Origin of the sequence: Acutalibacter sp. 1XD8-36, assembly GCF_009917525.1 — a bacterium.
Taxonomy (GTDB): domain Bacteria; phylum Bacillota; class Clostridia; order Oscillospirales; family Acutalibacteraceae; genus Acutalibacter.
Genome location: NZ_QZDU01000004.1, coordinates 101,195 through 127,553, shown reverse-complemented (window position 1 = coordinate 127,553; position 26,359 = coordinate 101,195). Strand labels below are relative to the sequence as shown.

Annotated in this window: 23 protein-coding genes and 1 tRNA gene; 9 read left to right on the top strand and 15 right to left on the bottom strand. The window is 58.3% G+C overall.

Annotated features, from left to right (window positions below; translation table 11 throughout):
* Positions 1 to 8 precede the first annotated feature (8 nt).
* Both D5270_RS08545 and D5270_RS08540 read right to left on the bottom strand, forming a co-directional pair.
* The gene (locus D5270_RS08545; protein ID WP_166543702.1) at positions 9 to 773 is read right to left on the bottom strand and encodes an rRNA adenine N(6)-methyltransferase family protein; all 765 of its coding nucleotides are present in this window, start codon (positions 771 to 773) and stop codon (positions 9 to 11) included.
* Between the two features lie 241 nt (positions 774 to 1,014).
* The gene (locus D5270_RS08540) at positions 1,015 to 1,677 is read right to left on the bottom strand and encodes a hypothetical protein (RefSeq protein ID WP_166543701.1); all 663 of its coding nucleotides are present in this window, start codon (positions 1,675 to 1,677) and stop codon (positions 1,015 to 1,017) included.
* Positions 1,678 to 1,925: 248 nt separating this feature from the next.
* Between D5270_RS08540 and D5270_RS08535 the strand changes: the two genes are divergently transcribed.
* The 8 genes from D5270_RS08535 (at position 1,926) to D5270_RS08500 (ending at position 9,981) form a co-directional block, all read left to right on the top strand.
* Positions 1,926 to 2,474 carry an RNA polymerase sigma factor gene (locus D5270_RS08535; protein WP_243150302.1) on the top strand — a complete coding sequence of 183 codons (549 nt, stop codon included), beginning with the start codon at positions 1,926 to 1,928 and terminating at the stop codon, positions 2,472 to 2,474.
* On the top strand, positions 2,471 to 3,928 hold the full coding sequence (locus tag D5270_RS08530; RefSeq protein ID WP_166543699.1) for a serpin family protein: 1,458 nt from the start codon (positions 2,471 to 2,473) through the stop codon (positions 3,926 to 3,928). Before D5270_RS08535 ends, D5270_RS08530 begins: the two co-directional genes overlap by 4 nt.
* 14 nt (positions 3,929 to 3,942) lie before the next feature.
* Positions 3,943 to 5,295 carry a serpin family protein gene (locus D5270_RS08525; protein WP_166543698.1) on the top strand — a complete coding sequence of 451 codons (1,353 nt, stop codon included), beginning with the start codon at positions 3,943 to 3,945 and terminating at the stop codon, positions 5,293 to 5,295.
* A 54-nt stretch (positions 5,296 to 5,349) separates the two neighbouring features.
* Positions 5,350 to 6,228 carry a sugar phosphate isomerase/epimerase family protein gene (locus D5270_RS08520; RefSeq protein ID WP_166543697.1) on the top strand — a complete coding sequence of 293 codons (879 nt, stop codon included), beginning with the start codon at positions 5,350 to 5,352 and terminating at the stop codon, positions 6,226 to 6,228.
* Complete coding sequence (locus D5270_RS08515) at positions 6,225 to 7,226, top strand: Gfo/Idh/MocA family protein (RefSeq protein ID WP_166543696.1); 1,002 nt, start codon at positions 6,225 to 6,227, stop codon at positions 7,224 to 7,226. Before D5270_RS08520 ends, D5270_RS08515 begins: the two co-directional genes overlap by 4 nt.
* A gap of 349 nt (positions 7,227 to 7,575) precedes the next feature.
* Positions 7,576 to 7,971 (top strand): DUF2089 domain-containing protein, encoded by a 396-nt coding sequence (locus tag D5270_RS08510; protein ID WP_166543695.1) that lies wholly within the window; start codon positions 7,576 to 7,578, stop codon positions 7,969 to 7,971.
* A gap of 1 nt (position 7,972) precedes the next feature.
* Positions 7,973 to 8,122: a hypothetical protein gene (locus D5270_RS08505; protein WP_166543694.1), complete on the top strand. Its 150-nt coding sequence runs from the start codon at positions 7,973 to 7,975 to the stop codon at positions 8,120 to 8,122.
* A complete protein-coding gene (locus D5270_RS08500) occupies positions 8,119 to 9,981 on the top strand; it encodes a DUF4097 family beta strand repeat-containing protein (protein WP_166543693.1) in 1,863 nt (620 codons plus the stop codon). Before D5270_RS08505 ends, D5270_RS08500 begins: the two co-directional genes overlap by 4 nt.
* A gap of 63 nt (positions 9,982 to 10,044) precedes the next feature.
* On the opposite strand, the gene D5270_RS08495 is transcribed toward D5270_RS08500, so the two are convergent.
* The 10 genes from D5270_RS08495 to D5270_RS08450 form a co-directional block, all read right to left on the bottom strand.
* Positions 10,045 to 11,190 carry a Gfo/Idh/MocA family protein gene (locus D5270_RS08495; protein WP_166543692.1) on the bottom strand — a complete coding sequence of 382 codons (1,146 nt, stop codon included), beginning with the start codon at positions 11,188 to 11,190 and terminating at the stop codon, positions 10,045 to 10,047.
* Between the two features lie 47 nt (positions 11,191 to 11,237).
* Positions 11,238 to 14,036: a transglutaminase-like domain-containing protein gene (locus D5270_RS08490; protein WP_166543691.1), complete on the bottom strand. Its 2,799-nt coding sequence runs from the start codon at positions 14,034 to 14,036 to the stop codon at positions 11,238 to 11,240.
* Positions 14,037 to 14,056: 20 nt separating this feature from the next.
* Positions 14,057 to 15,217: a DUF58 domain-containing protein gene (locus D5270_RS08485; RefSeq protein ID WP_166543690.1), complete on the bottom strand. Its 1,161-nt coding sequence runs from the start codon at positions 15,215 to 15,217 to the stop codon at positions 14,057 to 14,059.
* A gap of 13 nt (positions 15,218 to 15,230) precedes the next feature.
* Positions 15,231 to 16,169, bottom strand: coding sequence for an AAA family ATPase (locus tag D5270_RS08480; protein WP_161473430.1), 939 nt, complete (start codon positions 16,167 to 16,169; stop codon positions 15,231 to 15,233).
* Between the two features lie 95 nt (positions 16,170 to 16,264).
* Positions 16,265 to 16,340, bottom strand: a tRNA-Gly gene (locus D5270_RS08475).
* A 275-nt stretch (positions 16,341 to 16,615) separates the two neighbouring features.
* Positions 16,616 to 16,825: a cold-shock protein gene (locus tag D5270_RS08470; RefSeq protein WP_120427046.1), complete on the bottom strand. Its 210-nt coding sequence runs from the start codon at positions 16,823 to 16,825 to the stop codon at positions 16,616 to 16,618.
* Positions 16,826 to 17,084: 259 nt separating this feature from the next.
* Positions 17,085 to 17,708: a histidine phosphatase family protein gene (locus tag D5270_RS08465; RefSeq protein ID WP_166543689.1), complete on the bottom strand. Its 624-nt coding sequence runs from the start codon at positions 17,706 to 17,708 to the stop codon at positions 17,085 to 17,087.
* Positions 17,709 to 18,165: 457 nt separating this feature from the next.
* Complete coding sequence (locus tag D5270_RS08460; RefSeq protein ID WP_166543688.1) at positions 18,166 to 19,572, bottom strand: MATE family efflux transporter; 1,407 nt, start codon at positions 19,570 to 19,572, stop codon at positions 18,166 to 18,168.
* A 581-nt stretch (positions 19,573 to 20,153) separates the two neighbouring features.
* Positions 20,154 to 20,684, bottom strand: coding sequence for a GNAT family N-acetyltransferase (locus D5270_RS08455; protein ID WP_166543687.1), 531 nt, complete (start codon positions 20,682 to 20,684; stop codon positions 20,154 to 20,156).
* A 69-nt stretch (positions 20,685 to 20,753) separates the two neighbouring features.
* The gene (locus tag D5270_RS08450) at positions 20,754 to 22,139 is read right to left on the bottom strand and encodes an NCS2 family permease (RefSeq protein WP_166543686.1); all 1,386 of its coding nucleotides are present in this window, start codon (positions 22,137 to 22,139) and stop codon (positions 20,754 to 20,756) included.
* Between the two features lie 192 nt (positions 22,140 to 22,331).
* Between D5270_RS08450 and D5270_RS08445 the strand changes: the two genes are divergently transcribed.
* Positions 22,332 to 23,174, top strand: a complete 843-nt coding sequence (locus D5270_RS08445) for a GNAT family N-acetyltransferase (protein ID WP_166543685.1) — start codon at positions 22,332 to 22,334, stop codon at positions 23,172 to 23,174.
* Between the two features lie 95 nt (positions 23,175 to 23,269).
* Here the strand turns inward: D5270_RS08445 and D5270_RS08440 are convergent, their stop codons facing one another.
* The 3 genes from D5270_RS08440 to pheT all read right to left on the bottom strand — a co-directional run bounded on the left by D5270_RS08440 (position 23,270) and on the right by pheT (position 26,351).
* Entirely contained in the window at positions 23,270 to 23,602 is a 333-nt protein-coding gene (locus D5270_RS08440; RefSeq protein ID WP_166543684.1) for a hypothetical protein, read from the bottom strand.
* Between the two features lie 29 nt (positions 23,603 to 23,631).
* Positions 23,632 to 23,883 carry an IreB family regulatory phosphoprotein gene (locus tag D5270_RS08435; RefSeq protein ID WP_161473437.1) on the bottom strand — a complete coding sequence of 84 codons (252 nt, stop codon included), beginning with the start codon at positions 23,881 to 23,883 and terminating at the stop codon, positions 23,632 to 23,634.
* A 92-nt stretch (positions 23,884 to 23,975) separates the two neighbouring features.
* Complete coding sequence (gene pheT / locus D5270_RS08430; protein WP_166543683.1) at positions 23,976 to 26,351, bottom strand: phenylalanine--tRNA ligase subunit beta; 2,376 nt, start codon at positions 26,349 to 26,351, stop codon at positions 23,976 to 23,978.
* Between the last annotated feature and the right edge of the window lie 8 nt (positions 26,352 to 26,359).

The window sequence follows — 26,359 nt, the reverse complement described above, 5'->3', positions numbered from 1 at the left end:
ATATAATTTTAAAGATAAAATTTGCGCCAGCATCGGAAAAGGCAGAGCCACTGTACATACTCCATATTGCCGTCCCGGGCCGCGGGCGGCAGGCCCTCAAGGCGCAGGGCCGTGGATATCTGCCTGTTCGTCAGCAGGGACCTTGGGCCCTCCCGGAAGGCCCGCTCCAAAAAGGCCCTGTACTCCCTCTGCTGCTCCCAGGGCAGGTGGGGGGCCTCCCTCCGCCTGAGCTCCAGCAGGGCCGCGTCCACAGATGGGGCCGGGTGGAATTGCCCCCTCCCTATCCTTGCCGCCGACCTCACCTTAAAGTATGGCCGCAGGGTCCACCCCGCAAGGCTGTCCCCGGCAAACCTTTTCGCGGCCCCCCACTCCACTATGAGCCAGGCGGCCTCGGGCGGGTTCCCGCACTGGGTCAGCCTTCTGATAATATTGCTGGTCTCCGAGAAGGGGATATTGGCAAACACCTTATAGGGTCCCTTTGGCAGTGGAGTTTTGAGAAAATCCCCCTCTATAAGGGTGAGCCTTCCGTCCCCTGCGAACCGCTCCCCCAGCCGCGCCCACAGGCTATGGTCCAGCTCCACAGCCGTCAGCCGCCCGCAGCGCCCTATGAGCTCCCGGGTTATATGCCCCTTCCCGGGGCCGATTTCCAGCACATGGTCCCTTTTGCATATGTCTGAAATGTCCAGCAGCCGCAGTATCTCTGCCCTGCCTGTAAGAAAATTCTGTGAGGCCCACATGGGGGCCTGTCCGCCGCGGCGGTTATTTTTGGGCATGAAAAAGCACCTCTTTCGTAAGTTTGAATAGACGGCGAAAGAGACACGGCAAAGCCACCCGCGGCCTTTGCCAGACAGCCCCGGCGCGGGGTATTTTTGTCATGCCTCTGTCATTTCCTCAAACGTGCAAAAGAGACGCAAATCAACATGCCTGTTCCCTCTGTCCTCCTGTCTCACCGGGCAGGCCCGGCTGTTGTGCTTATATTATAGCCTGGGCAGAGGGGTTTGTCAAGGTGTGTGCTTACGCCGCGGCATACAGAATATTGTACGGCATACTGCATCCAATAGACGCAGAGAGCATCGCTTCATAAATGCCTGACCCACTTTCCGGGGCATTCTTCCAGTCGGGCAGGACTAAATCCACCCGGGGCTCGTACCAGCCCGGGAATAAATCACTGAACCTTGGGGAAATCTCAAAGGTCTTTGTATCTTCATCATCCTCAGAGCCATAGGGCATACTGGTTTTATCAGCATCCCCCAGCCACTCGAAGCGGTAGATTATCTCCCGCCTTGCCGACAGGATATAGTCTTTCAGCTCCTCCGGGGCCTGTTCTATGTCCATATATGCTAATGAAATGGCCCGCGGGTCAACTTCTTGCTCAATGATTTTCCTGACCTCCTGCGCGGTATGGGGCTTGGTTTTTACCTCTGTCCACCCGGCGTTAATATGCTCCTCGCGGACGATATCATCCACACGGGAAGACATGGCAATGAAATCCTCATCTGATAATGCTCTGGCCTTTGCCTTTGTCATATCAGAGAACATATACTCATGCACGCGAAGGGTGACCCTTTCTTTCACGTCTTCACTGTCTTTGGGAAAATCCTGCTCCGCAGCGTGTGCAGAAATTGCCAGTGAAACCATTAGAACTAAAGCCGCTATGATGCTCACTGTTTTTTTCATGTTTATCCGCCTTTCTCAAATTCAGTTGACTTTTTAGTGCTTTCAGCGCGCCCTGCATGGTCCATTGGTATCTCCCCCTGACTTTACATAATATTCCTTCTGTTATGATACCTGCATATAATTGATTTGTCAAGCTCTTATAAGAAAAAATCTCAAGAAAAATTTTTCAATTTCCCTTCAATATTTCCCGAATTTCTGCGACTATATACATGAGAGGCCTTTCAAGGAGGGGGAACCCTGTGGAGGATATGCGCATTATCGAGCTGTTTAAGCGCCGGGACGAGCTGGCTATCAGCGAGACCCGCCGCAAGTACGGGCCGTACTGTAATAAGATAGCACTGAACCTGCTGGGCTCCATTGAGGACGCCGAGGAGTGCGTCAGCGACGCGCTTTTTGCCGCCTGGAGGCAGATACCGCCCCTTATACCCCGCTCCCTGCGGGCCTTCCTGGGGCGGGTCACAAGAAACCTGTCTGTTTCAAGGTACCGCTCGGGGAGGGCCTCAAAGCGCTCCTGCGGCATGGACAGCATGCTCTCGGAGCTTGCGGACTGCCTGCCGGACGGCAGCTCTATAGACGACCAGGTGGATTCCCGGGCTCTTACCGGCATAATAACCCGGTGGCTGGACGGCCTGCCCCCCAGGGATAAGGAGCTGTTTGTGCGGCGCTACTGGTTCTGCGACAGCCTGGGGGAAATTGCCGCCGAGATGGAGGAGGCACCCGGCGCGCTTGCCCAGCGCACCTACCAGCTGAGGAAATCACTTAAAAACTGCCTTGAAAAGGAGGGCTATACAATATGAAGCCTGAGGACATATTTGACGCAATCACAGGTATCCGGGACGACCAGATAGAGTTTGCCAAGCCCCGCCGCTCCCGCCTGTGGTATATTACCCCAATCGCCGCCTGCCTGGTGCTGGCCCTTATTGCCGCGCCCTTTCTGAAGGCCAGGGTACCGGGCGCACAGCCCCTCTATACCGGCGCAGCCCAGCTTGCAGAGGCCCGGTACCCTGGACCAGACGGCTCCGAGGCCCCGGAGGCGGGCCCATATGCCGGCGGCAGCGGCTGTTCTGATGGGAGCGGCAGCCAGTGGGAGGAGATAGAGCGGGGCCGTGAGGAATATTATGACAACAGGGAGGCCTATGCCCGGCGGCTGGGCAGCTTCTGGGCCGACAGCGCCGGTACCTTCCTCACCGCCGTGAACGGTGAGAACATGATATTCAGCCCCGTCAGCCTGTACACCGTGCTGGGGATGTCCGCGGAGCTCTGTGAGGGCGGGCCCCGGCAGGAAATCCTCAGCCTGCTGAAAAGCCCCGGCATAGAGGACCTGAGGGACAGCGCCCGGCAGATTTGGTGCGCCAGCTTCTCCCTGGAGCAGAGCACCTGCCTTCTGGCAAACTCCCTGTGGCTCTCAAACTCCGTGGACTATAAGCAGCCGGTGCTGGATATTTTGGCTGAAAACTACTTTGCCGACAGCTTCAGGGGGGATATGGGCAGCTCCGAGTACCAGCTCATGCACCTTAACTGGCTCAGTGAAAAGACCAACGGCTATCTTGAGGGCAGGCTCCCGGAGCTGGACCTCAGCCCCGACACGGTTATGTGCCTTGACAGCACCCTGTACTTTAAGGGCCGCTGGTCCGATGAGTTCAACCCCGCCCTGAATAGTGAGGGCTATTTCCACGCCGCCTATATGGACCAGCCCTGCACCTTCATGAACGAGACCGCCGCCGGGTATTATTATAAGGGGGAGGGCTTTACAGCGGTATCAAAATCCATGTTCGGCGGGAGCATGCTCTTTGTCCTGCCCGGGGAGGATATTTCCACAAACGAGCTCCTGGCCGACGGGGAGTACAGGGATTTTATCTCAGCCTACCTCCAAAGCCCCGGCCTGTGGCAGAACGCCGGGCGGGCCATTATAAATATGAGCGTCCCCAAGTTTGACATAGCCTCGGACATGGAGATGGCCCTGGGCCTTAAGAAGCTGGGCGTAAACGGAATCTTTGAAGCAGGCTACGGCAGCTTCTCACCCATCACCGACCGGGACTTTGCCTTCACCAGCGTGCGGCACACCTGCCGCGTCTCTATAGACGAGGAGGGCTGCGAGGGGGCCTCGGTGCTGGTAATGCTGGGAGGGACATCCGAGGAGCCCCCGGAGGAGGAGATAGACTTCACCCTGGACCGGCCCTTCCTGTTCACCATTATAAACACCGCGGGCCTGCCTGTGTATATGGGCGCGGTAAACCGCGTAGACAGCTGAGAGGAGGATTTATTATGAAGCTGAAAAGGAGCCAAAAGCTTATGTTAGTGCTGATAGTACTGGCGGTTATTTTAGCTGTGACGGCAGCGGCGGTTGCCTTCAGCGGCGCGGGGACCAGCACCCGGCCGCTGTTCACAGGGAGCGCAAGGCTTGCGGGCCCTGAGCCTGATATAGAAGCCGCACTTGAGGACGAGGCCCATAGTGCCTGGGAGAATATCCCCCGCATACACAAGCTGTTCCAGCCCTTCTGGAGCCACAGCTCCCGGCTGATACTCTCCGGGCATAAGGGAGAGAACCGGGTATACTCCCCTGTAAACCTCACTGTCGCCCTGGCTATGACAGCCGAGATAACCGGCGGCGAGACCCGGGAGCAGATAGAAAAGGCAGTTGGGGCCAGCCTTGAGGACCTGCGGGAGAGCTCCCGGCAGCTTTGGGTCCTGAACGCCTACAGCGGGAGCGGCGGCGAGACCGAGCTTGCAAACTCCCTCTGGCTCAATAACTCCATTGAGTATAAGCAAAAGACCCTTGACATCCTGGCAGACAGCTACTTTGCCGAGAGCTTCCGGGGGGACCCGGGGACTGCCGGATACGACGCCCTCCTGCGGGAGTGGACCAGCGAGAAGACCCATGACCTCCTTGGCACCGGCGGCCTTAATATGGACCCTGAAACTGTGCTGGAGCTTATGAGCACCGTGTATTTCTACTCCTGCTGGTCCAAGCGCTTCCCCGAGGACTGCACCTCCACCCGCCTGTTCCACTCCCCCGAGGGCGGCATAGAGTGTGAGTTTATGGACAACACCAGCCGCGGTATTATAAACCACTTCTACCGGGCCCCCCTTTTCACCGCGGCCTCCCTGGGGCTGTCCGACGGCTCCTCCATGACCTTTATACTCCCCCGGGAGGACAGCAGTATCGACCAGGTGCTCAGTGAGGACAGCAGCCTGTGGGAATTTTTCCGGTGGATAGTCAGCCGCCGGGACGAGGGCTCCTCTCCCTGGGGTGACGAGTCCCTGGCCAGGATAAACTTTATCGTCCCGAAGTTTGACGTCTCCTTCCAAAGCGAGCTCAGCGAGACCTTAACAGACCTTGGCATTACCGACGCCTTTGACCCCCGGAAAAGTAATTTCGACCCCCTCACCCTCAACAATATACCCATTTATATAAGCCGCATAAACCATGCCGCCCGGGTGATGATAGACGAGAACGGCTGTACTGCCGCGTCCTATGTGGAGGCGGGGTTTGCCGGGGCCGGGGACCCGCCGAGGCCTGAGGCCGAGATAGACTTTATCCTCGACCGGCCCTTCATCTTCCTCATACAGTCCCAGAACAGCTTCCCCCTCTTTATAGGCCTTGTCAATCACCCTTGACATTCCCACCCCGCGTGCTATAATGGACACAGAAAATCACGCAGGAGGGTCATTATGACAGACATAAACGCTCAGGCCGTTATAAGCGGCTTTGCCGACGAGTACTCCCCCGATTTCAAGGAACAGCTCTCGGCGCTCTGCCGCCTCGGGGTGTCCCATATCGAGCTGCGGGGCATAGACAACATAAACGTGTCCGACCTTACGGATGAAAAGCTCCGGGAGGTTAAGGAAAGGCTTTCTTCAGCAGGGATAGCCGTATCCTCCATAGGCTCCCCAATAGGCAAGATAGATATAAAGGACGACTTCCCCCGGCACATGGACAAGCTCAAAAGGACCCTGGAGATTCAGAAGGAGCTCTGTGCCCCCTACATACGCATGTTCAGCTTCTACCTGCCAAAGGGCGCGGACCCGGCTGAGTACCGGAATGAAGTCATGGACCGGCTCTCTTCTATGATAGAGGAGGCAAAGGGCTGGGACTCGGTGCTGCTCCACGAGAACGAGAAGGGGATATACGGCGACACCGCCCCCCGGTGCCTGGACATAATGAGGCAGCTGGGCTGTGAGAATTTCAGGGCCGTGTTTGACTTTGCAAACTTCGTGGAGGTGGGCCAGCCCACTGTGGAGGCCTTTGAGATTTTGGAGCCGTACATAGAGTATGTGCATATTAAGGACGCCTCGGCCGGGAAGCAGATAGTCCCGGCGGGCCACGGCATAGGGCAGGTGGAGGAGATACTGGGGCGGCTCCTCTCCTCGGGCTGGAAGGGCTTCCTCTCCCTTGAGCCCCACCTTACCGATTTCGCGGGGCTACAGTCCCTGGAGCAGGACCCCAATAAGCGCACCGGGACTCTCAGCGGCCCCAAGGCCTGGGAGCTGGCCCTCAATTCCCTGCGGGAGATACTCTCCCGGCTGGACGGAAAGGGGGCGCCGGTATGAGCGGCAGGTTCCGTTGCGCAATAGTGGGCTGCGGGGGCATAGCCCAGGTGCACGCCCAGGCGCTCTCCTCTATGGAGGAGGCTGATTTGATAGCCTTTGCCGATATCGTGCCCCAGCGTGCAGAGGCCATGGCTGAAAAGTTCGGCGGCAGCTCCTACAGCTCCCTTGAGGAGCTCCTTGACCGAGAGCCGATAGACGTGCTGCACATCTGCACCCCCCACTACCTGCACACCCCCATGGCAAAGGAGGCCGCAAACCGGGGGATAAAGGTCTTCACCGAGAAGCCCCCTGTGACGGACCGCTCCCAGTGGGCGGAGTTTTCGGCGCTTGGGGACAGGGTGCCCGTGGGCATATGCTTCCAGAACCGCTATAACGGCAGCACCCGGGCCATGCTGGAGCTTGTAAACTCGGGGAGGGCCGGGAAAATCCTCGGCTCCCGGGGCTTTGTCACCTGGCGGCGGGACGCGGCCTACTACACCGAGAGCGGCTGGCGGGGGAGCCTTGCCACCGAGGGGGGCGGCGCGCTTATCAACCAGGCGGTGCACACCCTGGACCTGATGGCCTACTTCCTGGGCCCGGGCAAGGTGCTGGGGGCAAGTCTTGCCAACCGGCACCTGCCGGGGGTCATCGAGGTGGAGGACACCCTGGAGGCGACCCTTGACTTTGGGGAGGCCCGGGGGCTTTTCTACGCCACCACCGCCTACTGCACCGACGCGCCGGTTATCTTTGAGCTGGCCTGTGAAAAGGCCGTCATCCGCCTTGAGGGGGAGCTGTTCACCTGCTTCTGGCAGGACGGCAGGGTGGAGCGGGAGGACTTTACCTCGGCCTCCACCGTCCCCGGTAAGGCCTACTGGGGCAGCAGCCACCAGCGCTGCATTGGGGACTTCTACCGCTGCGCGCTGAATAACGAGCCCTTCCAAAACGATATCCCCGGCATTAAAAACACCGTGGAGCTCATGCTCAGTGTCTACGAGGCGGCCCGGGGCAAATATAGTTAACGCAGTTCAAAAGAGGTGACACCTCTTTTGAACTTAGCGGCACGGGTGTACCCGCGCCGCTCTGCTTGAAAATCGGTATTTACCGATTTTCAAGTGCGTTTACTATAAATCACAGCTATCACCCGCCCTTCCGGGGCCTAAAATCCCGGGAGGGCCTTCTTTTGGCCTTTATTATCACAACTATTGTAGTGTTAAAGTCTAAACTTAAAATAATTAAAGATTTTTCTTAAAAAAATTGATTTTGTGCTTGACATTTTTAAGGCCAGGGTATATAATGCAACCATGGAAAGCAAATCGGAAGTTAATCAGACCATATCTCATATCATACAGAAAGGAAAGTGACTATACTATGAAAACCTATCATGCCCCATCCCAGTGCCCGGTCTGCGGGGAGCCCATGCAGGTCACAAAGCTCCGCTGCCCCAGCTGCCATACGGAGCTCTCCGGGCAGTTCGCCCCCTGCCGCTTCTGCACACTGGAGGAGAAGCATTTGCAGTTCGTGGAGGTGTTCCTCCGGTGCCGGGGGTCCATCAAGGAGGTGGAGCGGGCCCTGGGGGTAAGCTACCCCACAGTTAAGAACATGCTTGACGCGGCCCTTGCCGCTTTGCACCTGGACGGGAAGCCTGAGCTCCGGGAGGAGAGCAGGAAGGAGGAGCGCTCGGAGATACTCTCCCGCCTGTCGGGAGGGGACATGAGCGTGGACGCGGCCCTGGAGGCCCTGAAGTCACTGAAAGGGGATAAATAAAATGTGCATGAATAAATATATACCACCCGAGATGTACCCCTACGGCTCATACGACAGGGAAACCGCCCTGAGGCTTGCCGCCCAGGAGCGCTTTGACATGATGGTGGAGAAATGCCTCAAAAATAAAACTGAAAGGCGGGCTTTGAAATGAACGAGGAGAAGCGCATGATACTTGAAATGCTCTCGGCAGGGAAGCTTACAGAGGAGCAGGCCGCAGAGCTTCTGGAGGCCCTGGGGGATACCGGGGAGGACAGCGAGCTTGAGAGGATAACGGACCAGGCCCAGGCCGCGGCACAGCAGGCGGTCACGCCGTCTATCACCGTCAACGACTCCGACGGCTCAGCGACCATATACCCCGACGGCACCATCGAGGTGCAGGAGCACGGCACAGGTGAGTCCATGGTCATAGACGGCGGCAGCCATAAGATAGACCTGACCCTGCACCCTGACCATGCGGAACTGAACGTAAACCACGGCGAGCCCGGGGAGATAGGGCTGGAGCTCCCCGCCGGGCCCATACCCCCGGCCCCTCCTGTTCCCCCTGCCACGCCCGCGCCACCCAGGCCTGCCGACGGCAGTCCCGAGGATATGGAGCGCTATGTGCGGGAGGCCCAGGAGAACAACGAGCGCTACTGCCGGGAGATGAACGAGTACCAGCAGGAGATGGCAAGATATACCGCCCAGTGCCAGGCTGAGATGGCCCGGTACGCCGCCCAGGTCCAGGAGCTCCGGGACCATGCTGCCGGCAGCGCCGCCCCCCGGCCCCAGGCCCCCACCTCCGGCGACTGGACCGGCTGGCTCTCGGGGATAGGTAAGGAGATACGCCGGGGGCTCAAGGAAATAGGCCAGGAGCTTGGCAGGGATTTGGACGGCGCCATGGACGACGTTACCGAGGCCATAGACGATATGAAGGAGGCCCTCGGGGACGTTGTGGTGGAGTGGCAGGAGGAGCTTGCGGAGGAACAGGAGGAGCTTATGGAGGAGATGGAGGAAGCCGCCGAAGCCGCCGGTGAGAACAGCTTCCTGGACTTTAACCCGGGCTTCCCCTTTAACGGCCCCTCGGGGACGGAGGGCATGGAGCAGATGGATATGTCCCCGGAGAGGCCCGAGTTTATAGACGGCGAGTTTGTCTACAGGAAGCAGGCGGTGCTAAGCAGCCTTGAGGAGCTGGACATAAACTGGCCCACGGGCCAGGTGAGCATAGCCCCCTGGGACGGTGACACCGTAGATATAGTGGAGTACAGCAAGAAGGCCCTGGCCCCGGAGCACTCCTCCGCGCTATTTGTCCGGGACTCAAAGCTCACCATACTGGAGTACCCTCAGAACAGCACCGGCGGGATACTCTCAAAGGGCTGGAACGCGGTCACCCGGCCCTCAAAGCGCCTGGAGGTGCTGGTGCCCCGGGAGCAGTGCCATAATATCGGGAAGCTGCGGGTGCAGTGCATGAGCGGCAATATCCGGGCAAGGGAGCTTTCGGGGGATAGCTTCACCCTCTCGACTGTGTCCGGCACGGTAGTCCTGCGCTCCATATCGGCAGAGACCCTGGACGCGGGTACAGTCTCCGGCACGCTCACCCTTGAGGACTGCTCCGCCGAGAAGCTCCGCGCCCACTCCGTATCGGGCACAAACCTCTGCAAGGGCTTCTCCGCCGAAAAGGCCGAGCTCACCACAGTCTCCGGCTCACTGAACGCCCACGGCAACGCCGAAAAGTTCAAGGTGAGCACCGTCTCGGGCTCTGCAAGCCTTATGGTTGACCAGTGCCCGGAGAAGGCCAATATGCACTCGGTGAGCGGCTCCCTGAAAATCAGGCTTCCCGAGTACGCCGGTTTTACCGCGGACTACAGCTCCTCCTCGGGGGGGTTCAAGTGCGAATTCCCGGCCCAGATTACCCCGGACCGCAAGCACCAAAAGAGGGGCCAGGCCGTATTCGGGAACGGTGAGTGCAAAATCGAGCTGCACACCACCTCCGGGAGCATGAGCATACTCAAGGCCGACGGCATAAGCCAATAACTCAACTGCTAATATAAAAAGCAAGCACCCCACCTTAACGGTGGAGCGCTTGCTTTTATTATTTTAATATGTCCCTTCGGTAGAGAACGTAATATCTCCGCCCTCTTTGCGCCTAGAGGTCTTCCTGCGCTTGTCAAGCTCACGCTGGAACAAATCCTCGTCAAAGGGTATCTCCACCGGCTTATTAAGCCACCCGGACAGGTGCATGGCGTTTGAAAGGGTCAGGCCCCTGACGCCCTCCCTGCCGTCTGCAACAAGGGACTCCCCCCGCAGGATATTCGCGGCAAAGGCATTGAGCACCCCTACATGCTGTGGATTCTCCCCGTCGGTCTCAACTATAAGCTTCTCCATGGGAGGCTTTGCGAAGCCCTCCTCCGAGCTCCGGCAGAACTCCCGCTCGTCCTCCCCCAGCTTCCAGAAGGTGAGCACATCCTCCTCACACACCAGCTTGCCCTTGGTGCCGGTTATCTCAAAGCGGTTGGTGCCGGGGGCGTCCCCGGTGGTGGTGACAAAGACCCCAGTGGCCCCGCCCTCAAACTCAAGGTAGGCGGTCACATCGTCCTCAACCTCGATATCGTGCCACTTGCCCTCATGGCAGAAGGCCTGTACTTTGGTGGGCAGGCCGCATATCCACTGTAATAAATCAAGCTGGTGTGGGCACTGGTTCAGAAGCACCCCGCCCCCCTCTCCGGCCCAGGTAGCCCGCCAGTCCCCGGAGTCGTAGTATATCTGGGTGCGGTACCAGTCGGTTATTATCCAGTTTACCCTCTTAAGGGCCCCCAGCTCGCCGCTCTGCACCATCTCGTGCATTTTGCGGTACACGCAGTTGGTCCGCTGGTTGAACATCATGCCGAAGGTCTTCCCGGCCCTGTCGGCCGCCTCGTTCATCTCCTTCACGGCGTTGGTATAGACCCCCGCGGGCTTCTCGCAGAGGACGTGGAGCCCCTTCTCAAAGGCCTCTCCTGCAAGCACCGGGTGCTGGTAGTGGGGCACGGCTATGAGCACCGCGTCGCAGAGGCCGCTGTCTATGAGCTCCGAGCCCTCCTTAAAAACCGGCACCCCCGGGAGCTTCTCCTTGGCCCAGTCCCGCCGGGACTCCCTTCTGTCGGCTACAGCCGCAAGGGTAATCTCGGGGGTCTTGCCCCCCAGCACGTTCAGGGAGTGGGAGGAGCCCATATTGCCGATACCGATAATGCCTAGCTTTACCATAAAATTACCTCCTGATTATTTTATAATATATTATAATAAATATAAAATTATATCAAGCCTGTCAGCCAGCAGAGCAGCTTCTGTCCCCCGGGCAGCTGGGCTTTAAGCTTTGCCCTGAGCTTTTCCGAGTCACCTATGAGCCCGCCCAGCTCCTCGGGGCTCAGCATATGGGCCGAGTACCGGGCCTTCTCCGCCAGCTCCTTCCACCTCTCAGGGGGCTCCTCCCGCTGTCCGCAGAGCAATTCCTTCTCATACAGCTTCAGAAGATAGGCATACGCCCGCAGCCCCGCCGCGTTCCTGTCCCGCTGTCCAAGGTCCCGCTCCCGCTTCTTCACCCTGAGCACCCGCTGTAGCAGGAGCGCCCCTATAATACCGGCGGCTGTCCCTATACACCACAGAACATTGACCAGGGGTGAGCCCCCGCCCTTACCGTTACTGCCGCTCCCCGCCGGGCTACCCCCGGCACTGGGGCTGGGCTTTGCCGAGGCCCTGGGCCTTGGGGTGGGGGAGGCAAGCTCCTCGTCAATAAGGGGGTTACTCCTTGGGGGCAGGGTGGGCCGCTCCTCAAAGGGCTTGGGGGTGGGGATAATCTCCCGGGCGTTCTCGGGGACGGTGGCGTTGTAAAAGGCCGCGGGATTATTCTCGTCCGCGGGGGTCACCTCCACCGGCACCCAGCCTGTGCCCCCGCTGTACACCTCAACCCAGGCGTGGGCGTTATAGTCCGGCACATCCACCCAGCCGCTCTCCCCCGAGGGCACCACGTACCCCTCGGCGTACCTTGCCGGGTACCCCGCCGCCCGCAGGAGCAGCACCGCCGCGCTTGCAAAGTGGACGCAGTAGCCCGTCCGGGTCTCGCTGAGAAAACACTTCACAAAGTCCATGCCCTGTGGGACAGTGGGGGGGTCCAAGTTGTAGTCGAAATAGTCCTGAAAGCACATGGCTATATATGCCGCGTAGCACTCCGCGCCGTCTCTCAGACGAAAATCCCCGGAGTCAAGGCGGTCGTTGGGGTCCAGGTTATAGGCGTTCTTAAAGTCCTCAAGGAACCCCTCCAGCTCCTCTGGCACCTGGGTATAGTGCTCATAGACAAACTTATTGTACGCCTCTATGTCCCGCAGAAATTCCCGCTCATAGGTTTCAAGGCCCTCCCAGGCCTCAAACTCCGGCACCTCCCAGAGGTCCGCGGGCCAGCCGAAGCCGCCCATATTTGCCTGGCCGTTTATGCTGTCGAAAAGGCCCATGATGTCGTCCCCCACCGAGGTGTAGCCGTCCAGGAACAGTATACGCGAGCCGTACTCAAACACCGGAATCTCGTACTCGCTCCCGCCGGTGTTCCCCAGACGGGCCGCGCCCAGATTGCCGATACTTGTGACCCCATAGTTTTTACAGGCAAGATAGGACACCACCCGGCTGAAATAGTTGTATCCCTCGCTCATTGCTTCCCCGAAGAGCTCATACTCCCTGGTGCCGTTTATAAAGTTCCCGGACTTGGCGTAGCCGTCGTCCACAAACTCTATATTATATTCCGAGAGCTCCCCGGGGCCGCTTTTCAGGCTCGCCGGGATATACACGCACCTGGGATTTGCCCCAAGGTTCTGAACGCTGAGCCTATAGCAGTTCCGCTTGTCCCGCCCTATGGAGAAGAGCTCGTGCTTATACCTTGATATCTGGTTCTGGGCCCTTAGCTCCAGTCCGGCAAGCTCCTCCCGCCCCTTAGAGTCCATCCGCTCCCAGCTGTCCCCGGTGTAGACCGTGCCCACAAAGCTCTTAAGGTACTCCTTGCCGGCGTTTGAGGTGCGGGTGCCGCTTGTGTCGGTGAGGGTCTCATAATAGGTCTCGCCGTCCCTGCCCTGCCTTTGAAACATCCCCACAGGCTCCGGGTCGTCCTGCCAGTCGAACTTCACCCGCAGCATGGTCTCCCCGGTGTAGTACCTTGTCCCAAGGCCCTTTAGCTGTACCTCCTTATTGTTGCTCCCCTGGCCCCCCTGGATATACCGGGAGGAGCCGAAGCCCTCCCTAAGGCCGGTGCGCAGGTTCTCCGCAAGCTCCGGGCGCTTATAGGTCTCAATAGGGGCAAATAAATACACCCCCCACATGCTGAGCCCCACAATAACCGCCAGCAGGAGGGCCAGGGGCCTTGCCGCCCCCACCCCCGAGGCCCTGTAGCCCCTTTTCCTTCGCCCGAAGGAACCCTCGGGCCCGCCCAGTGTGGCCGCCAGCAGCAGGAGCATGCACCAGAACAACAGCAGGGCCCCGAAGGCCCAGCCCGCCGGGACTATGGAGAAGCTCATGGGCAGCACCAGCAGGATACCGGTGAGGCCAAAGGGCCCCCTATTGTTCCTGCTCCTTATCCACATCCGGGACATGGCCCAGAAGAAGGGCAGGAGCAGCACGGATATAAAGCCGGTGCTCTCCCCCACGCCGTCTATCCCCGCCCTTGTGCCCGCCTGGTAGGGCAGGTAGAGGCTGGGCATTTCGTAGTTGAGCTTTGCGCCGTAGCTGTCAAGCATTGTGTTCCCTATGCGCACGGCCCCGTGGGCTATGGTGTCGAAGGCGAACACCAGCACAGCCAGCCATATCATCCACCCTATAAGTGACAGCCGCCAGCGGCCCTTATTACAGTCCAGCTGCCGCCACACTGCAAAGGCGCAGGATATAACGCCCACGGCAATGAGCCTTACTGGGTATACCTCTATGTTAAAGGCCGTCAGAAAGCTCCCCCAGCCCCCTACTCCCCCCAGCAGGATAATCAGCCCGTAGAATATCCCCCGGCCTATAAGGGCCTCGTCCTGTAAGAGGAGCCGTGGCTTGTCAAGCTGCAGGCCAGTCTGTATCTCTTTGTCCATCACAGTGCACCTCCTCGGCCCTAAATCTGCAGCCCCGCAAGGTCCGCGGCTAAGCTCCCCGGCTGCACCCGCACAGGGTACATGTCCCCCTCAAGCCTGTTCCCCTCTGTAAGGGGCCTTGTATGTACCACCGTGGCCCCGGCAAAGGCGTACCGCTCCCCTATAAAGCCTATGGCGGCGGGCTCCGGCTCCGGGCAGATATAGACTACCCTTGCTATGTCCCGGGGGGCCTCGGCCCCCTCTGCAATGAGCCCCGGGAACCGCCCCCTGTCACAGTGGCGGAGCACGGCCTCCAGGGCCCCCCCGCTGTCCTCAGGGCTGTCCACGTCTATGAACACCAGCCCCTCCCCGCCGGAGAAGGCCAGGGCATATCCGGCCCCCTGCCCCGAGAGGCTGTGGCCCAAAGTTGCAAGGGTGTCCATTAGCAGGTCGGCCTCATTGCCGTCACCATTGAGGCTGATAATAAAGAGGGCCCGCTTTGCCACCGGCAGGCTGCCCTCCCGCACCAGCAGGGCCCCGGCCTTATCAGAGAGCTTCCAGTCCACCCTGTTGAGCTTGTCCCCGGGCCTATAGTCCCGAAGGCCAAAGAACTCGGTGGGGTCCGGGCCCGGCTTTGTGGGGGAGTACCGCTCACCCCCGGCGTCGGGGATGTTCCTGTCCCTAAGTCCTATTGCCGTCTGAAAAATATTTGGCAGCACTACCACCTCACAGGACCGCCCCTCCCGAAGCCTTATAGGCAGGGAAAAAAGGCCCAGCAGGTCACAGACCCGGGCCTTGTCCAGCCTGCAGACTATCCTCCCGCAGGTGTGTGAGGTGAGCCTCTGCTCCACGGCCTGGGGCATGCGCCCCTGGGAGAGCTCCAGGGCCTCGGTCCTCCTCTCCCCTGTGAGGGTGTTGTGGATATTGAGCCGAAGCCTTATCCTCCCCGAGGGCAGGGGCCAGCGGCTCCCGGCGGCAACCTGTATGGGTACGGCGGCGGACTTTTTGGCCCTGCCCCCGCCCCCCGGCACGCCTATCTCCGCCCAGGAGGTGAGCATACCCGGCAGGGACAGTATAAGGGACACCCCGGGCAGCACCAGGGACAGCAGGAACACGTACCAGGAGTAGTAGCCGTTGAAGCAGATAAAGAAAGCTGTTGTACACAGCAGTATAAACAGGTAGAGGATACGGTTCTTGAGCATACAGGCCCCCTGCTCAGCGCAGCAGCTTGGGGGCCGCAACCCTTGAGAGGGTCCCCTCCAGCACCGAGCGGGCGTCGCTGCCCCCAAGCCTTGCCTGGGGCTCCAGCACCACCCTATGGCACATCACGTCGAAGAACAGCAGGTGTATGTCGGCGGGCACTATATAGTCCCGCCCGCCCATCCAGGCCGAGGCCCGGGAGGCCCTTATCAGGGCCTGTCCCGCCCGGGGGCTGGCCCCGAGCCTCAGGGAGGGGTCCTCCCGGGTTGCCGTGCACAGGTCCGCCACATACCGGTATAGGTCGTCTGCCACGTGTACCTTTGCGGCCTCGGCCCTCATCCCCATCACCTCCTCAAGGGTGGCGGCGGGGCTGATATTCTCTAAGGGCCGCACCCCCTCAGTCTGCCGGAGCACGTCTATCTCCTGCTCGGCGGTGGGGTAGCCGATGGAGAGCCGCAGCATGAAGCGGTCAAGCTGGCTCTCGGGCAGGGGCTGGGTGCCCGCGGTGCCAAGGGGGTTCTGAGTGGCTATAACAGTGTAGGGCTTCGGGAGCCTGTAGCTGACCCCGTCCACCGTGACCTGACCCTCCTCCATGGCCTCCAGCAGGGCGCTCTGGGTCTTGGCGCTGGTGCGGTTTATCTCGTCCGCCAGGAACATATGGCTCATAATGGGCCCGGGCCTGTACTCCGGCTTGCCCCCCTCCCGCCCGGGCACGGAGTAGCCCACCACGTCGCTGGGCATGGTCTCCGGGGTGAACTGCACCCTTGAGAACCTCATGCTCATGGCCTTTGAGAAGGCCAGGGCCATAGTGGTCTTGCCCACGCCGGGGTTGTCCTCCAGCAGGATATGGCCCCCCGCGATAATTGCCATCAAGGTCTTGCAGACCACTGTGTCCTTGCCCACAATGGTCTTGCGGACCTCGTTTATAATCCCCAGCGCCTTTGGCTGCGTCATTCCCCTCACGCCTTTCAAGAGTGATAAAAAATACATGTACTAATAAAAAATAGGGAAGCTTGCGCCTCCTCTACTTCCTTTTCGAGCTATTAAATTGGAGCGGACGACGAGGCTCGAACTCGCTACCTCCACCTTGGCAAGGTGGCGCTCTACCAGATGAGCTACGCCCGCGCTTATATTTTATATTATACACCTTTTTTGTCTGTTTGTCAATAGAGAAATAAAAAAATGTATGGCCCCCCCTGGGGGATACAGGGGGTATTCTTCTTTTTCTTTATCTTTTTCTTATTCTATATATGTGTCGCGTTTTCTGTCGCACTTATACTATCACTTTCACTATCGTTTTCACTGTCATTTATACTGACTTTTAGTCAGCCTTTCCCGCCCGGGCGGCAACAAAAAAGCCGGGTCCCAAATGGAGACCCGGCCCTTTTCACCTCTTTAGCTTACAGCTTCACAACATTCACAGCGCGAAGCTTTTCGCTGTTCTTGGGGTCGGGCTCGGTCTCAAAAGTAACCTTCTGGCCCTCCTCCAGGGTCTTGAAGCCATCGGCCTGGATGGCGGAGAAATGCACAAAAACGTCCTCGCCGCCCTCATCGTTGGAAATGAAGCCATAACCCTTCTCTGCGTTGAACCACTTGACTGTACCGTTCATAGTTGGCACCTCCATAGAAATGTTTCGTAATCCGAATGCTTCACGATTACCCGGGCCAGAGCCGCCCATAGAGCAAGCGCCAACGCACCTTCCATCGTACACCCCTGGCTAAGAAGAACTCACAGCTTGTGTAAATCATCAGACGCCCAATGACCTACAGAAACTGTGAGTACATTTTCGTGCTATCAGAATACAGGCAAAGTATACCACGCTTCGCAAGTTTTGTCAAGGGGATTTGAAACTTTTTAATTCCCCCGCCCTATATTTTGCCCTCCTTTCCCTCCGGGACCCTGGCGAAAACCTCGGCCACCGGCTCCCTCATCCAGAGCATTGGGGTTATGCGCAGGGAGTACCCGAAGCCCGGGTCGCAGAGCCAGTCCTGGGGCTCGCCCTTCGGCAGGCCAAAGGCGGCAAGTATGGAGGTCATCACCCCCGCGTGGGTCACCAGCACCGCCGAGGCGCAGCCCCTTGCCATCATATTCTTCACCAGCAGCTGGAACCCGCCGCAGACCCGCCTGAAAAACACCTGCCCGCTCTCGCCGCCCGGAGGCGCTCCCCGGCCCATGAGCCACTCCTTAAAGCCCGGCTCATCTTTCAATTCCTCAGCCGTCCTGTTCTCCCAGTCCCCGAAGTCGCACTCAGCCAGCTCCAGCACCACCTCCGGCTCCGCCTTCGGGTACAGTATTTTCAAAGTGTCCACACAGGACACCGCGGGGCTTGCGCAGTAGAGCTCCCCCTCCGGGTACCTGTATTCCCTCTTGAGCCCCGCCAGCTCCGACACCGCCCCCATGGGCAGCGGCGACTGTGCCCTGCCCACGTACCTACCCTCCAGCGTCCCCTGGGACGGCATGGCCCGCAGGATGTGTATGACATACGACTTCACAAAGCGTCCCCCTCTCCTTTTAGGGTATTATAGCGCACTTGCGGCGGTTTGGCAAGCGGTCGCGCCGGGAAATAATCTAAAAGCTGTTGCAATTTCCCAAGGTATCTGCTAACATAATACAGGAGTCCGCCGCACGGTGGACGGTTGGCCCTTAACAGAGGGCCTGAAGCCTCTGATTACATAGAAACCCATAATGGGAATCCTGTAAGAAAGGGGATGAGCTTATGAGCGTGCCGATAGGCGACGTCCTGGGGATGATGATGGGGTTTATCAATCTTATAGTCATTCTACTGATGGCGTTGATTGCCGCAAAAAAGTAACCGCCCCTCGGCAAGGATAGCGGTTACTTTTTTGTTAATTTAACATTGAAATAACACAACCTGGGCCAGCCGTTCACCGGCGGGCTCCTCTTTTTCTGTCTCTATTATACCTCACGCATGGGGGCCTTGTCAAGCCCTCACTCCTGCCCGGCCTTCTCGGTGATGGCCTTCTTCTTCCAGCTGCCTCTAAGGTATGCAGCAGTCGTCAAAAGCGCCCCCACCACCCAGGATATGAGCAGGGAGAGGAACAGCGGGTCGGGGTTGCCGGAGCCCATTGCGCCGCCCTCGGGGCGGGTGAGGAACTCCAGGCCGTAGGCCACGGGAACGCGCACTATGACTGTGGTGACAACGGAAATCCACATGGGGGTCATGGTGTCCCCTGCACCGCGCATGACGCCGGAGAGTATCTGAGTAACGCTCATGGCTATGTAGCCCAGGGCCAGGGTGTTCAGCATACGCTGGCCCAGCTCTATCACCTCGGGGGTATCGGTAAACATGAGCATAAGGTACTTGCCGAAGACAAGTATCAGCCCCACCAGCACCACCGAGACGGAGACGCCCATTATCATCCCGGACTTTGCGCCCTTCTCTGTGCGGTCCAGCCTGCCTGCGCCCATGTTCTGGCCTGTGTATGTAGTCATGGCGGAGCCGAAGGTAAAGTTTGGCATCATTGCAAAGCCGTCCACGCGCATTACAACAGTATTTGCCGCCAGCACCGCCGTGCCGAAGGAGTTCGTCAGGTTCTGCACAATTATCATTGCAAGGGAGAATATGGCCTGGGTGAGGCCGCTTGGCAGACCCAGCTTGCAAAGGCGCATTACAAACTCCTTTTTGGGCCAGAGGGTACGAAGGGTAACGGTAAAGTGCTCCTTCATCCTCAGCAGGCGCACCATGCACATAGCGCCGGAAATAAGCTGGGAGATAATGGTGGCCCAGGCCGCCCCAGCCACGCCCATCCTGAAGCCCGCCACGAACCAGATGTCAAGGCCGATGTTCAGTATGCACGCCGTCAAAAGGAACACAAGGGGCATAATCGAGTCCCCAAGGCCCCGGAGCACGCCGGAAATCACATTGTAAAAGGCGCTGCCTATAAAGCCCAGGAACATTACGAGCATATAGTCGCAGGCCATGTCGAATATGTCCCCCGGCGTGTCCAGCATTGACATAATCGGCCTTGTGATTATCGGCCCCAGTACCATCACGAAAACAGTGCATGCAAATGTGGCGGTTATGGTGGTGCCGATAGTCTGTGACAGGTTCTCCCGCTCCTTCGCCCCGAAATACTGGGACGCCATAACGCTCGCTCCAACCGCAACGCCCATAAACAGCACCAGCAAAAGGTTTATAACCGGCCCGCTGGCCCCGATAGCCGCAAGGGCGCTGTCGCCCACATAGTTGCCCACCACAATGGAGTCCACGGTGCTGTAAAGCTGCTGGGCCATATTGCCGATAAGCAGCGGCACGGAGAAGCGTATCAGGTTTTGCGTGGGGCTGCCCACAGTCATGTCCTGCGCCTGGAACAGCGAGGATAGCCTTCCTGCCATAAAATCATCCTTCCTTCACAGTTTTAATTTATCAGTTCATTATACCATAAAACCCAGGAAAAAGCTCTATCGCGTATTCGACAAAGTTAGGCTCCGAACAATCGGCACACCCTGGTTATAGTGCATAAATGAAATTCGTTCAGATGAACAAACTTTATTCACTCATAATGCATACACTAAAACAGCAGGGCCAATAAGGCCTTGACAATGCCCCAATAAGGGGCTATAATAAAGATAGAAAAAAGAGGAGCCCGCCGGTGAACGGCTGGCCCAGGTTTATAGATTACTGTTTAAAAAAGTAACCGCTAACCTTGCTCATGGGGCGGTTACTTTTTTGCGTTAATCAAGGCCATCAAGAGGATGACTATAATGTTGACAAAGCCTACTATCAACGCGGTCATCATCCCCAGGACGTCGCCTATCGGCACGCTCATAAGCTCATCCCCTTTCTTACAGGATTCCCATTATGGGTTTCTATGTAATCAGAGGCTTCAGGCCCTCTGTTAAGGGCCAACCGTCCACCGTGCGGCGGACTCCGTATACATAATACCAAATATTCCCCCTATATGCAAGGGTTTTCCCTAAAGAACATACTCCCTCTGCACGTCGCAGGGCTCCTTCTCCACGTGCCAGGGGTCCGGCTCCACAGCCTCCACACAGCCCATGCTGATATAGAAGGCCTGGCTCTCCACCGCCGACATAGTGGAGATATAGAGCTTCCCGGCCCCAAGGCCCCTTGCGGACTCCGCGGCCCTGTAAAACAGCTCCCTGCCCATGCCCATCCTGCGGCAGTCCTCAGAGACATGGAGCTCCGCCAGTACCGCGTACTGCCTCTCTGAGCCTATCAGCCTGCCGTCAACGCTGGCAAAGCCCTTGAGCCTGCCCTCCCGGAAGGCCCCCCACACGGCGCCGCCGCTGCCGAGCACGTCCCTTAGCTGGCCCAGCACCCGCCGGTGGTCCCCGGCATCCCAGTCGTCTACAAACTCTATGTCCTTTATCACCCACCGGCCACCCGACTTCCGCCAGCACTTCTTCACCTCCTGGCGGCGTATAAAGCCGGAAAAGAGCTCTGTATCAAGCATTTCAGCACTGATTTTCCTATATTCTGTCATAAGCTTCCTCCTTAAAAAATAAGGCGGGAGACTTCACAGCCCCCCGCCCGGATTTCGTCTTAGCTTTAGTTATGCGCCCATTACCAGGGTGATGATTCTCAGCACGAACAGCCCGAAGGAGACCCACATGACCGGGTGGATGTCCTTCACCTTGGCGGTGCAGACCTTCAGCACCACCCAGGCGATAATGCCGAACATGATGCCGTTGGCGATGGAGTAGGTAAAGGGCATCATGATAAGGGCCAGGAAGCCCCCCAGCACGTCGGCGATATCCCCGTCAAACTTCATCTTCAGCACGGACTTCATCATCAAAAGGCCCACAAACAGCAGGGCCGGGGTGGTGGCAAAGCTGGGGATTGCAAGGAAGATGGGGGAAAGGAACAGGGCCAGCACGAACATCACAGCGGTGGAGATGGCGGTAAGGCCGGTGCGTCCCCCCTCTGCCACGCCTGCGGTGGACTCAACATAGCTGGTGACAGTGGAGGTGCCCAGCACAGCGCCCGCCACAGTGCCTACGGCGTCGCTCATAAGGGCGGGGCCGGCGTTGGGCAGTTCGCCCTTCTCGTTTAAGAGGTTCCCCTGGTCCGCCACGCCTATAAGGGTGCCCACAGTGTCGAACAGGTCCACAAACAGGAAGGCGAAGACTATGGCGGCGAAGCTCACAAAGTGCCCGGCCACGAACCCGAAGTCGAACTTAAAGAAGGTGGGGGCCAGGGAGGGAGGCAGGATGCCGCTGCTGAAGTTGGGTATCAGGGAGTACACCCCAGCGTCGGGGTTCACTGTATACCAGCCGCAGAGCTCCGCGATAATGCCCAGCACCCATGTGCCAAGGATACCCCACAGTATTGCGCCCTTTATCCTAAAGTGCCACATAATGCCGATGAGGATAAGCCCCACAAAGGCCAGCACCACCTGGGGCGTGCCAATGCTTCCAAGGGCCACCAAAGTGGAGGGGTCGGCGGAGACAATGCCCGCGCCCTTGAGGCCCACAATGGAGATAAACAGGCCGATACCCGCGGAGATACCGTACTTGAGGTTTGCGGGCACGGAGTTCACCAGGGTCTCCCTAAACTTGAAGATGGAGAGAATGACGAAGATAATGCCCTCGATAAGTATGGCGGTCAGGGCCACCTTCCATGGGTCGGTTATGCCCATCTCCGACACCATGGGCACCACGGTGAAGGCAAAGTAGGCGTTAAGGCCCATGCCTGAGGCCAGGGCCACAGGGTAGTTTGCAAACACGCCCATGATAACGGTTGCGATAGCCGCTGAAACCGCGGTGGCGGTGAAAACAGCCCCCTGGTCCATCCCGGCGGCAGCCAGCATACTGGGGTTCACCGCCAGTATGTAGGCCATGGACAGGAATGTGGTAATGCCGGCGATAACCTCGGTCTTTACGTCGGTGCCGTGCTCCCGGAGCTTAAAATGTGCGAGAAGCTTTTCCAAAATAAACATCCTCCTCTGAATTGGTAGGTGATTCCTGAAATTTATTTTCAGGAAAATAATAGAATACTCTATTAGTATAACTGGTAATTCAAAGAAAAGCAACTGTTTTGTTACAAATTATTCATATTTTTACATTATCCTCTTGATATTAAGGGTTCCTTGTGATATAATGTCAGAAATTTTTTTCAGGAGGCAAAGAGCATGACAGTAAAGCTATACCCCACCCCCGGGGAGTTCCTTGGGGATAACCGTGACTTTCTCCATAGATATGAGGTCCAAGCCCAGCTCAACTGCTACAACGCCGCCCTGCACAGGGACGCCCCCTGCTCCCCGAAGCTGTTCTTCGGCAGGGTGGAACAGGGCAGCGTGCCCGTACTGCTCTTCGGCAACGCCCATCCCCACTTCCTCTGCCTGAACGCCGCCCCGGACGACAGGCGCGTACCCGAAGCCGCCCGGGAACTTTCAGGATATCTTTGTGAGAACAATATAGCCATAGCCGGGGTCTCAGGCCGGGACAATCTCTGCCGGGCCTTTATGGAGGCCCACGGCGGGGACTTCGCCCTTCGCTCCTCTATGGACATTATGGTGCTGGAAAAGCTCATAGAGCCTCCCCCCTGCAATGGCACTGTCCGCAGGGCGGGCCTCTCCGACCTGGAGCTTATAGCAAACTGGAAATGCGCCCTGATTCGGGAGGCCGTGGGCGAGGAGCCTGAGCCCCAGCGCGTGCGCAGTACCACCATCGGCCAGCTTGAGCGCTCCGTGGTGTGGCTCATGGAGAACGGGGCCGGGGAGCCGGTCTCTATGGCTAACTCCGGGCGTATGCTGGAGGGCTGGGCCTGTGTCTCCGGTGTGTACACCCCGCCGGAGCACCGGGGCAAGGGGTACTGTCAGGTTACTGTTGCCGCCCTCTGCCGGGAGCTTCTTGCCTCGGGTAAGGGGTATATTACCCTTTTTGTGGACAAGAAAAACCCGATTTCCAACCGGGTATACCGGAAAATCGGGTTTGATATTCTTGAGGATTCCAGTGATTATAGGCTGAGCTAGGGCGCAAACTTGCGCTTGCTTCGCTCGCGCACAGGACCTCAGGGGCGCTGCCCCCGAACCCCTGCAAGGGGCCTAACGCCCCTTGACCGCGTGCCTTAGTCTTCCTTCAGCTCTCGGGTGAGCCAGGCGTCCGCTATGTCCAGGGCCAGATACAGTCCGTCTTTTTCGCTGGACTTCACTATCTGCTTGCGGTTGCGTATCTCCGGGTCAGTGCTCATAAGCTGCACCGACACCCTGTCCGCCACCTCCAGGCCCTGCACTTCCTTTTTGGACTTCACGTCCAGCTTCACCACGTACTTATCCCTCATGCTCCCATAGTAAAGCGTGTCCCCGCTGCGCACCAGCGGCCTTCCCTTATAGCTGGGGAATCCGCCCTTCGCCCTGGGGGCGCTTTTTGTCTCCTTACTGCCGCCCTTCTTTTCGCTCATGACTCCGCCTCCCTTTCTGTATATTTAGCTCACTCGCCCAGATATGACCGCACCATCGCCTTTAAAAGCTCATCCCGGTCTATCCGCCGGATAAGGCTCCTGGCGTTGTTATGGGTGGTGATATAGGTCGGGTCCTCCGAGAGAAGGTACCCCACCAGCTGGCTTATGGGGTTATACCCCTTCTCCTTCAAAGCGTCATAGACCGTAAGAAGTATGCGCTTCATATCGGCCTCCCGCACCTCGTCCAGGGAGAATGTTATAGTGCTGTGGTCCTCAGGCATAGTGTGGCACCTCCGTATCAGGTTAAGTTTTAGTAAGTCGGTAGTATATTATAGCAGTTTCCCCGCTAAAAATCAAGTCCTTTAATGGGGCCCTAGCTTCTCAGCACAGCGCCCCCGGCGCTCAGCCTCTCGATTATGCCGTCGACTATGGGCTGTACCTCCTCCTTGGAGAGGGTCTTCTCCCCCGAGGAGAAGCTGAAGCGCAGCGTAAGGCTCCTGCGCCCGGCCTGCTGGAAGGAGTCGATAAGGCCCACCCCCGCAAGGTGCCCCGCCCCCTTCCAGGCGGGCTCCATATCGGCAAACCTCATGCCCTCAGGCAGCACCACCGAGAGGTCTATGTCTATGCCCGGGAAGCGGCTGGGCTCCCTATAGCTGAGCTCTCCCTCGGGGAGACTTGCAAACGCGTCCATGTCAAGCTGCCCGCAGACCACCGCCGCCTTCCGGTCAATGCTCCTGAGCACAGAGGGCACTAATGTGCATATCCAGCCGAGGGCCGTGCCCTCCGCCATGATAACAGCCGTATTCCTGGGGTGCTGCCACTTGAATTCGGGCTGGCAGTTGGCAAGCTCCAGCTCCACCCGCTTCACGCTCCTGCCAAGGGACTTGATAATCCCCGCAAGCTTCAGGTACAGCTCCTTCTCCCCCGACGTCCTGCTGAAAAGGGCTATTCCCAGATTCTTGCGCTCGTTTACGAGGCCGTCCTCTTTCCTCACGCCCTCTGCCACGCGGCCTATCTCAAACACGCCGAACTGGGCTCCAAAGGCCCTGTTCTCCCCCAGCACCGACAGGAGTGTTGGCCCCATGCTCCGGCGTATCACCTCGTGGTCCGGGGTCTGGGCGTTTATCAGCCTTATATTCTCCTCGGGCTCGATATTCAGCGCCCGGCACTTTTTAACGTCCTGCCAGATATATGAGTGCACCTCGTGGAGCTGGTAGGTCTGCACAAGTATATCCTTCACAAAGTTGTCGGCCTTGGCCCCCGCGCTCCTTCTCCTGGGGTACAGTGGGCTCATGGTGGTGGCTATCTCGAAGTTGTCATAGCCGTATATCCTGGTTATCTCCTCGATGATATCGGCCTTGATAGTCACGTCCTTAGTGGCCCTCCAGCTGGGCACGCCCACTGTGAACCTGTCCCCCTCCTGCCTCGGCTCAAAGCCCAGGGAGCTGAGGGTGCCCATTATTCTCTCGTCCTCTATCTCTATGCCGGTGTACCTGTCCACATACGCCTTGTCAAAGGCCAGCTCAACCTTCGGGTAGTGCTTTACATATACGTCTGTGAGCCGTGAAATCACCTGGGCCTGGGGGTCGATTCCCAAAAGCAGCTTCATGAACCTGCCTATGGCCGGGACGGTCATCTCCGGGTCAAGGGTCTTCTCATAGCGCATGGAGGCGTCCGTGCGAAGGCCCAGGCGTGTGGAGGACTTGCGCACAGAGGCCCCGTCGAAGTTGGCCGACTCCAAAAGCAGGCTGTCCGTGTCCCCCTCAATCTCCGAGTCAAGGCCGCCCATAATGCCCGCTATGGCAACAGGGATATCCTCACCGCCGGACTTTGTGCATATCATTAAAGTATTCTCGTCCACCCTGCGCTCCGTGCCGTCCAGGGTGGTGAAGGTGAAGGGGGAGTCAAAGCGCCTCACCCTTATGCTGTCCACCTTGGCGCAGTCAAAGGCGTGCATGGGCTGGCCCATCTCAAGCATAAGGTAGTTTGTAAGGTCAGCCAAGAGGTTTATGGCCCTGCTCCCGCAGTAGAAAAGCCTTATACGCATGTCCACAGGGCTTACCTTCTTTGTGATATTGCGCACCTTCAGGCCGCTGTACCTATAGCAGAGCTCCTTGTCCTGTACGTCTATGTCAATGGGCTCAAGACTGTCGAACTGTTCTAATGAAACCGTCTCAAGGGGCCTCAGCTCCCTGCCCGAGAGGGCCGCGAACTCCCTTGCTATGCCGTAATGCCCCCACAGGTCCGGCCTGTTTGTAAGGGACTTATTGTCCACCTCAAACACCGTGTCTATAATGCCGTAGAGCTCCGTCACGTCCCTGCCCACAGGAGTGTCCTCAGGCAGCTCCATTAGCCCGGAGTGGTCGGCGGATATCCCCAGCTCCTTTTCAGAGCAGCACATGCCGTGGCTTTCAAACCCCGCAAGCCTCGCCATGCCTATCTCCTGGCCGCCCACCATGCCGCCTTCCTTCACAAAGGGCACTATAAGCCCCTCCCGCACGTTGGGCGCGCCGCAGACCACGTCGTATACCTTATCCCCGCCGTCCACCTTTAAAAGGTGCAGCTTCTTTGAGTCCGGGTGGTTCTCGACAGAGAGTATCTTTCCGGCGACCACCCCCCGCAGGTCCCGGCCCATCTCGTATATATCCTCCACCTCGGCGGTGGAGAGGGTGAAGCGCTGTATGAGAGCCGGTATGTCAAGGCCCCGAAGGTCCACGAAGTCGCCTATCCAGTTCATTGAAATCAGCATATTTTATC

What these genes read in the sequence shown, in the direction of transcription:
- D5270_RS08470 (WP_120427046.1), bottom strand. Translation starts at nt 16,825, where the DNA reads ATGAACGGTACAGTCAAGTGGTTCAACGCAGAGAAGGGTTATGGCTTC.
- D5270_RS08535 (WP_243150302.1), top strand. Translation starts at nt 1,926, where the DNA reads ATGCGCATTATCGAGCTGTTTAAGCGCCGGGACGAGCTGGCTATCAGC.
- D5270_RS08450 (WP_166543686.1), bottom strand. Translation starts at nt 22,139, where the DNA reads ATGTTTATTTTGGAAAAGCTTCTCGCACATTTTAAGCTCCGGGAGCAC.
- D5270_RS08505 (WP_166543694.1), top strand. Translation starts at nt 7,973, where the DNA reads ATGTGCATGAATAAATATATACCACCCGAGATGTACCCCTACGGCTCA.
- D5270_RS08460 (WP_166543688.1), bottom strand. Translation starts at nt 19,572, where the DNA reads ATGGCAGGAAGGCTATCCTCGCTGTTCCAGGCGCAGGACATGACTGTG.
- D5270_RS08495 (WP_166543692.1), bottom strand. Translation starts at nt 11,190, where the DNA reads ATGGTAAAGCTAGGCATTATCGGTATCGGCAATATGGGCTCCTCCCAC.
- D5270_RS08500 (WP_166543693.1), top strand. Translation starts at nt 8,119, where the DNA reads ATGAACGAGGAGAAGCGCATGATACTTGAAATGCTCTCGGCAGGGAAG.
- D5270_RS08440 (WP_166543684.1), bottom strand. Translation starts at nt 23,602, where the DNA reads ATGAGCGAAAAGAAGGGCGGCAGTAAGGAGACAAAAAGCGCCCCCAGG.
- D5270_RS08435 (WP_161473437.1), bottom strand. Translation starts at nt 23,883, where the DNA reads ATGCCTGAGGACCACAGCACTATAACATTCTCCCTGGACGAGGTGCGG.
- D5270_RS08490 (WP_166543691.1), bottom strand. Translation starts at nt 14,036, where the DNA reads ATGGACAAAGAGATACAGACTGGCCTGCAGCTTGACAAGCCACGGCTC.
- D5270_RS08525 (WP_166543698.1), top strand. Translation starts at nt 3,943, where the DNA reads ATGAAGCTGAAAAGGAGCCAAAAGCTTATGTTAGTGCTGATAGTACTG.
- D5270_RS08545 (WP_166543702.1), bottom strand. Translation starts at nt 773, where the DNA reads ATGCCCAAAAATAACCGCCGCGGCGGACAGGCCCCCATGTGGGCCTCA.
- D5270_RS08540 (WP_166543701.1), bottom strand. Translation starts at nt 1,677, where the DNA reads ATGAAAAAAACAGTGAGCATCATAGCGGCTTTAGTTCTAATGGTTTCA.
- D5270_RS08515 (WP_166543696.1), top strand. Translation starts at nt 6,225, where the DNA reads ATGAGCGGCAGGTTCCGTTGCGCAATAGTGGGCTGCGGGGGCATAGCC.
- D5270_RS08510 (WP_166543695.1), top strand. Translation starts at nt 7,576, where the DNA reads ATGAAAACCTATCATGCCCCATCCCAGTGCCCGGTCTGCGGGGAGCCC.
- D5270_RS08455 (WP_166543687.1), bottom strand. Translation starts at nt 20,684, where the DNA reads ATGACAGAATATAGGAAAATCAGTGCTGAAATGCTTGATACAGAGCTC.
- D5270_RS08530 (WP_166543699.1), top strand. Translation starts at nt 2,471, where the DNA reads ATGAAGCCTGAGGACATATTTGACGCAATCACAGGTATCCGGGACGAC.
- D5270_RS08480 (WP_161473430.1), bottom strand. Translation starts at nt 16,169, where the DNA reads ATGACGCAGCCAAAGGCGCTGGGGATTATAAACGAGGTCCGCAAGACC.
- D5270_RS08445 (WP_166543685.1), top strand. Translation starts at nt 22,332, where the DNA reads ATGACAGTAAAGCTATACCCCACCCCCGGGGAGTTCCTTGGGGATAAC.
- D5270_RS08485 (WP_166543690.1), bottom strand. Translation starts at nt 15,217, where the DNA reads ATGCTCAAGAACCGTATCCTCTACCTGTTTATACTGCTGTGTACAACA.
- D5270_RS08520 (WP_166543697.1), top strand. Translation starts at nt 5,350, where the DNA reads ATGACAGACATAAACGCTCAGGCCGTTATAAGCGGCTTTGCCGACGAG.
- pheT (WP_166543683.1), bottom strand. Translation starts at nt 26,351, where the DNA reads ATGCTGATTTCAATGAACTGGATAGGCGACTTCGTGGACCTTCGGGGC.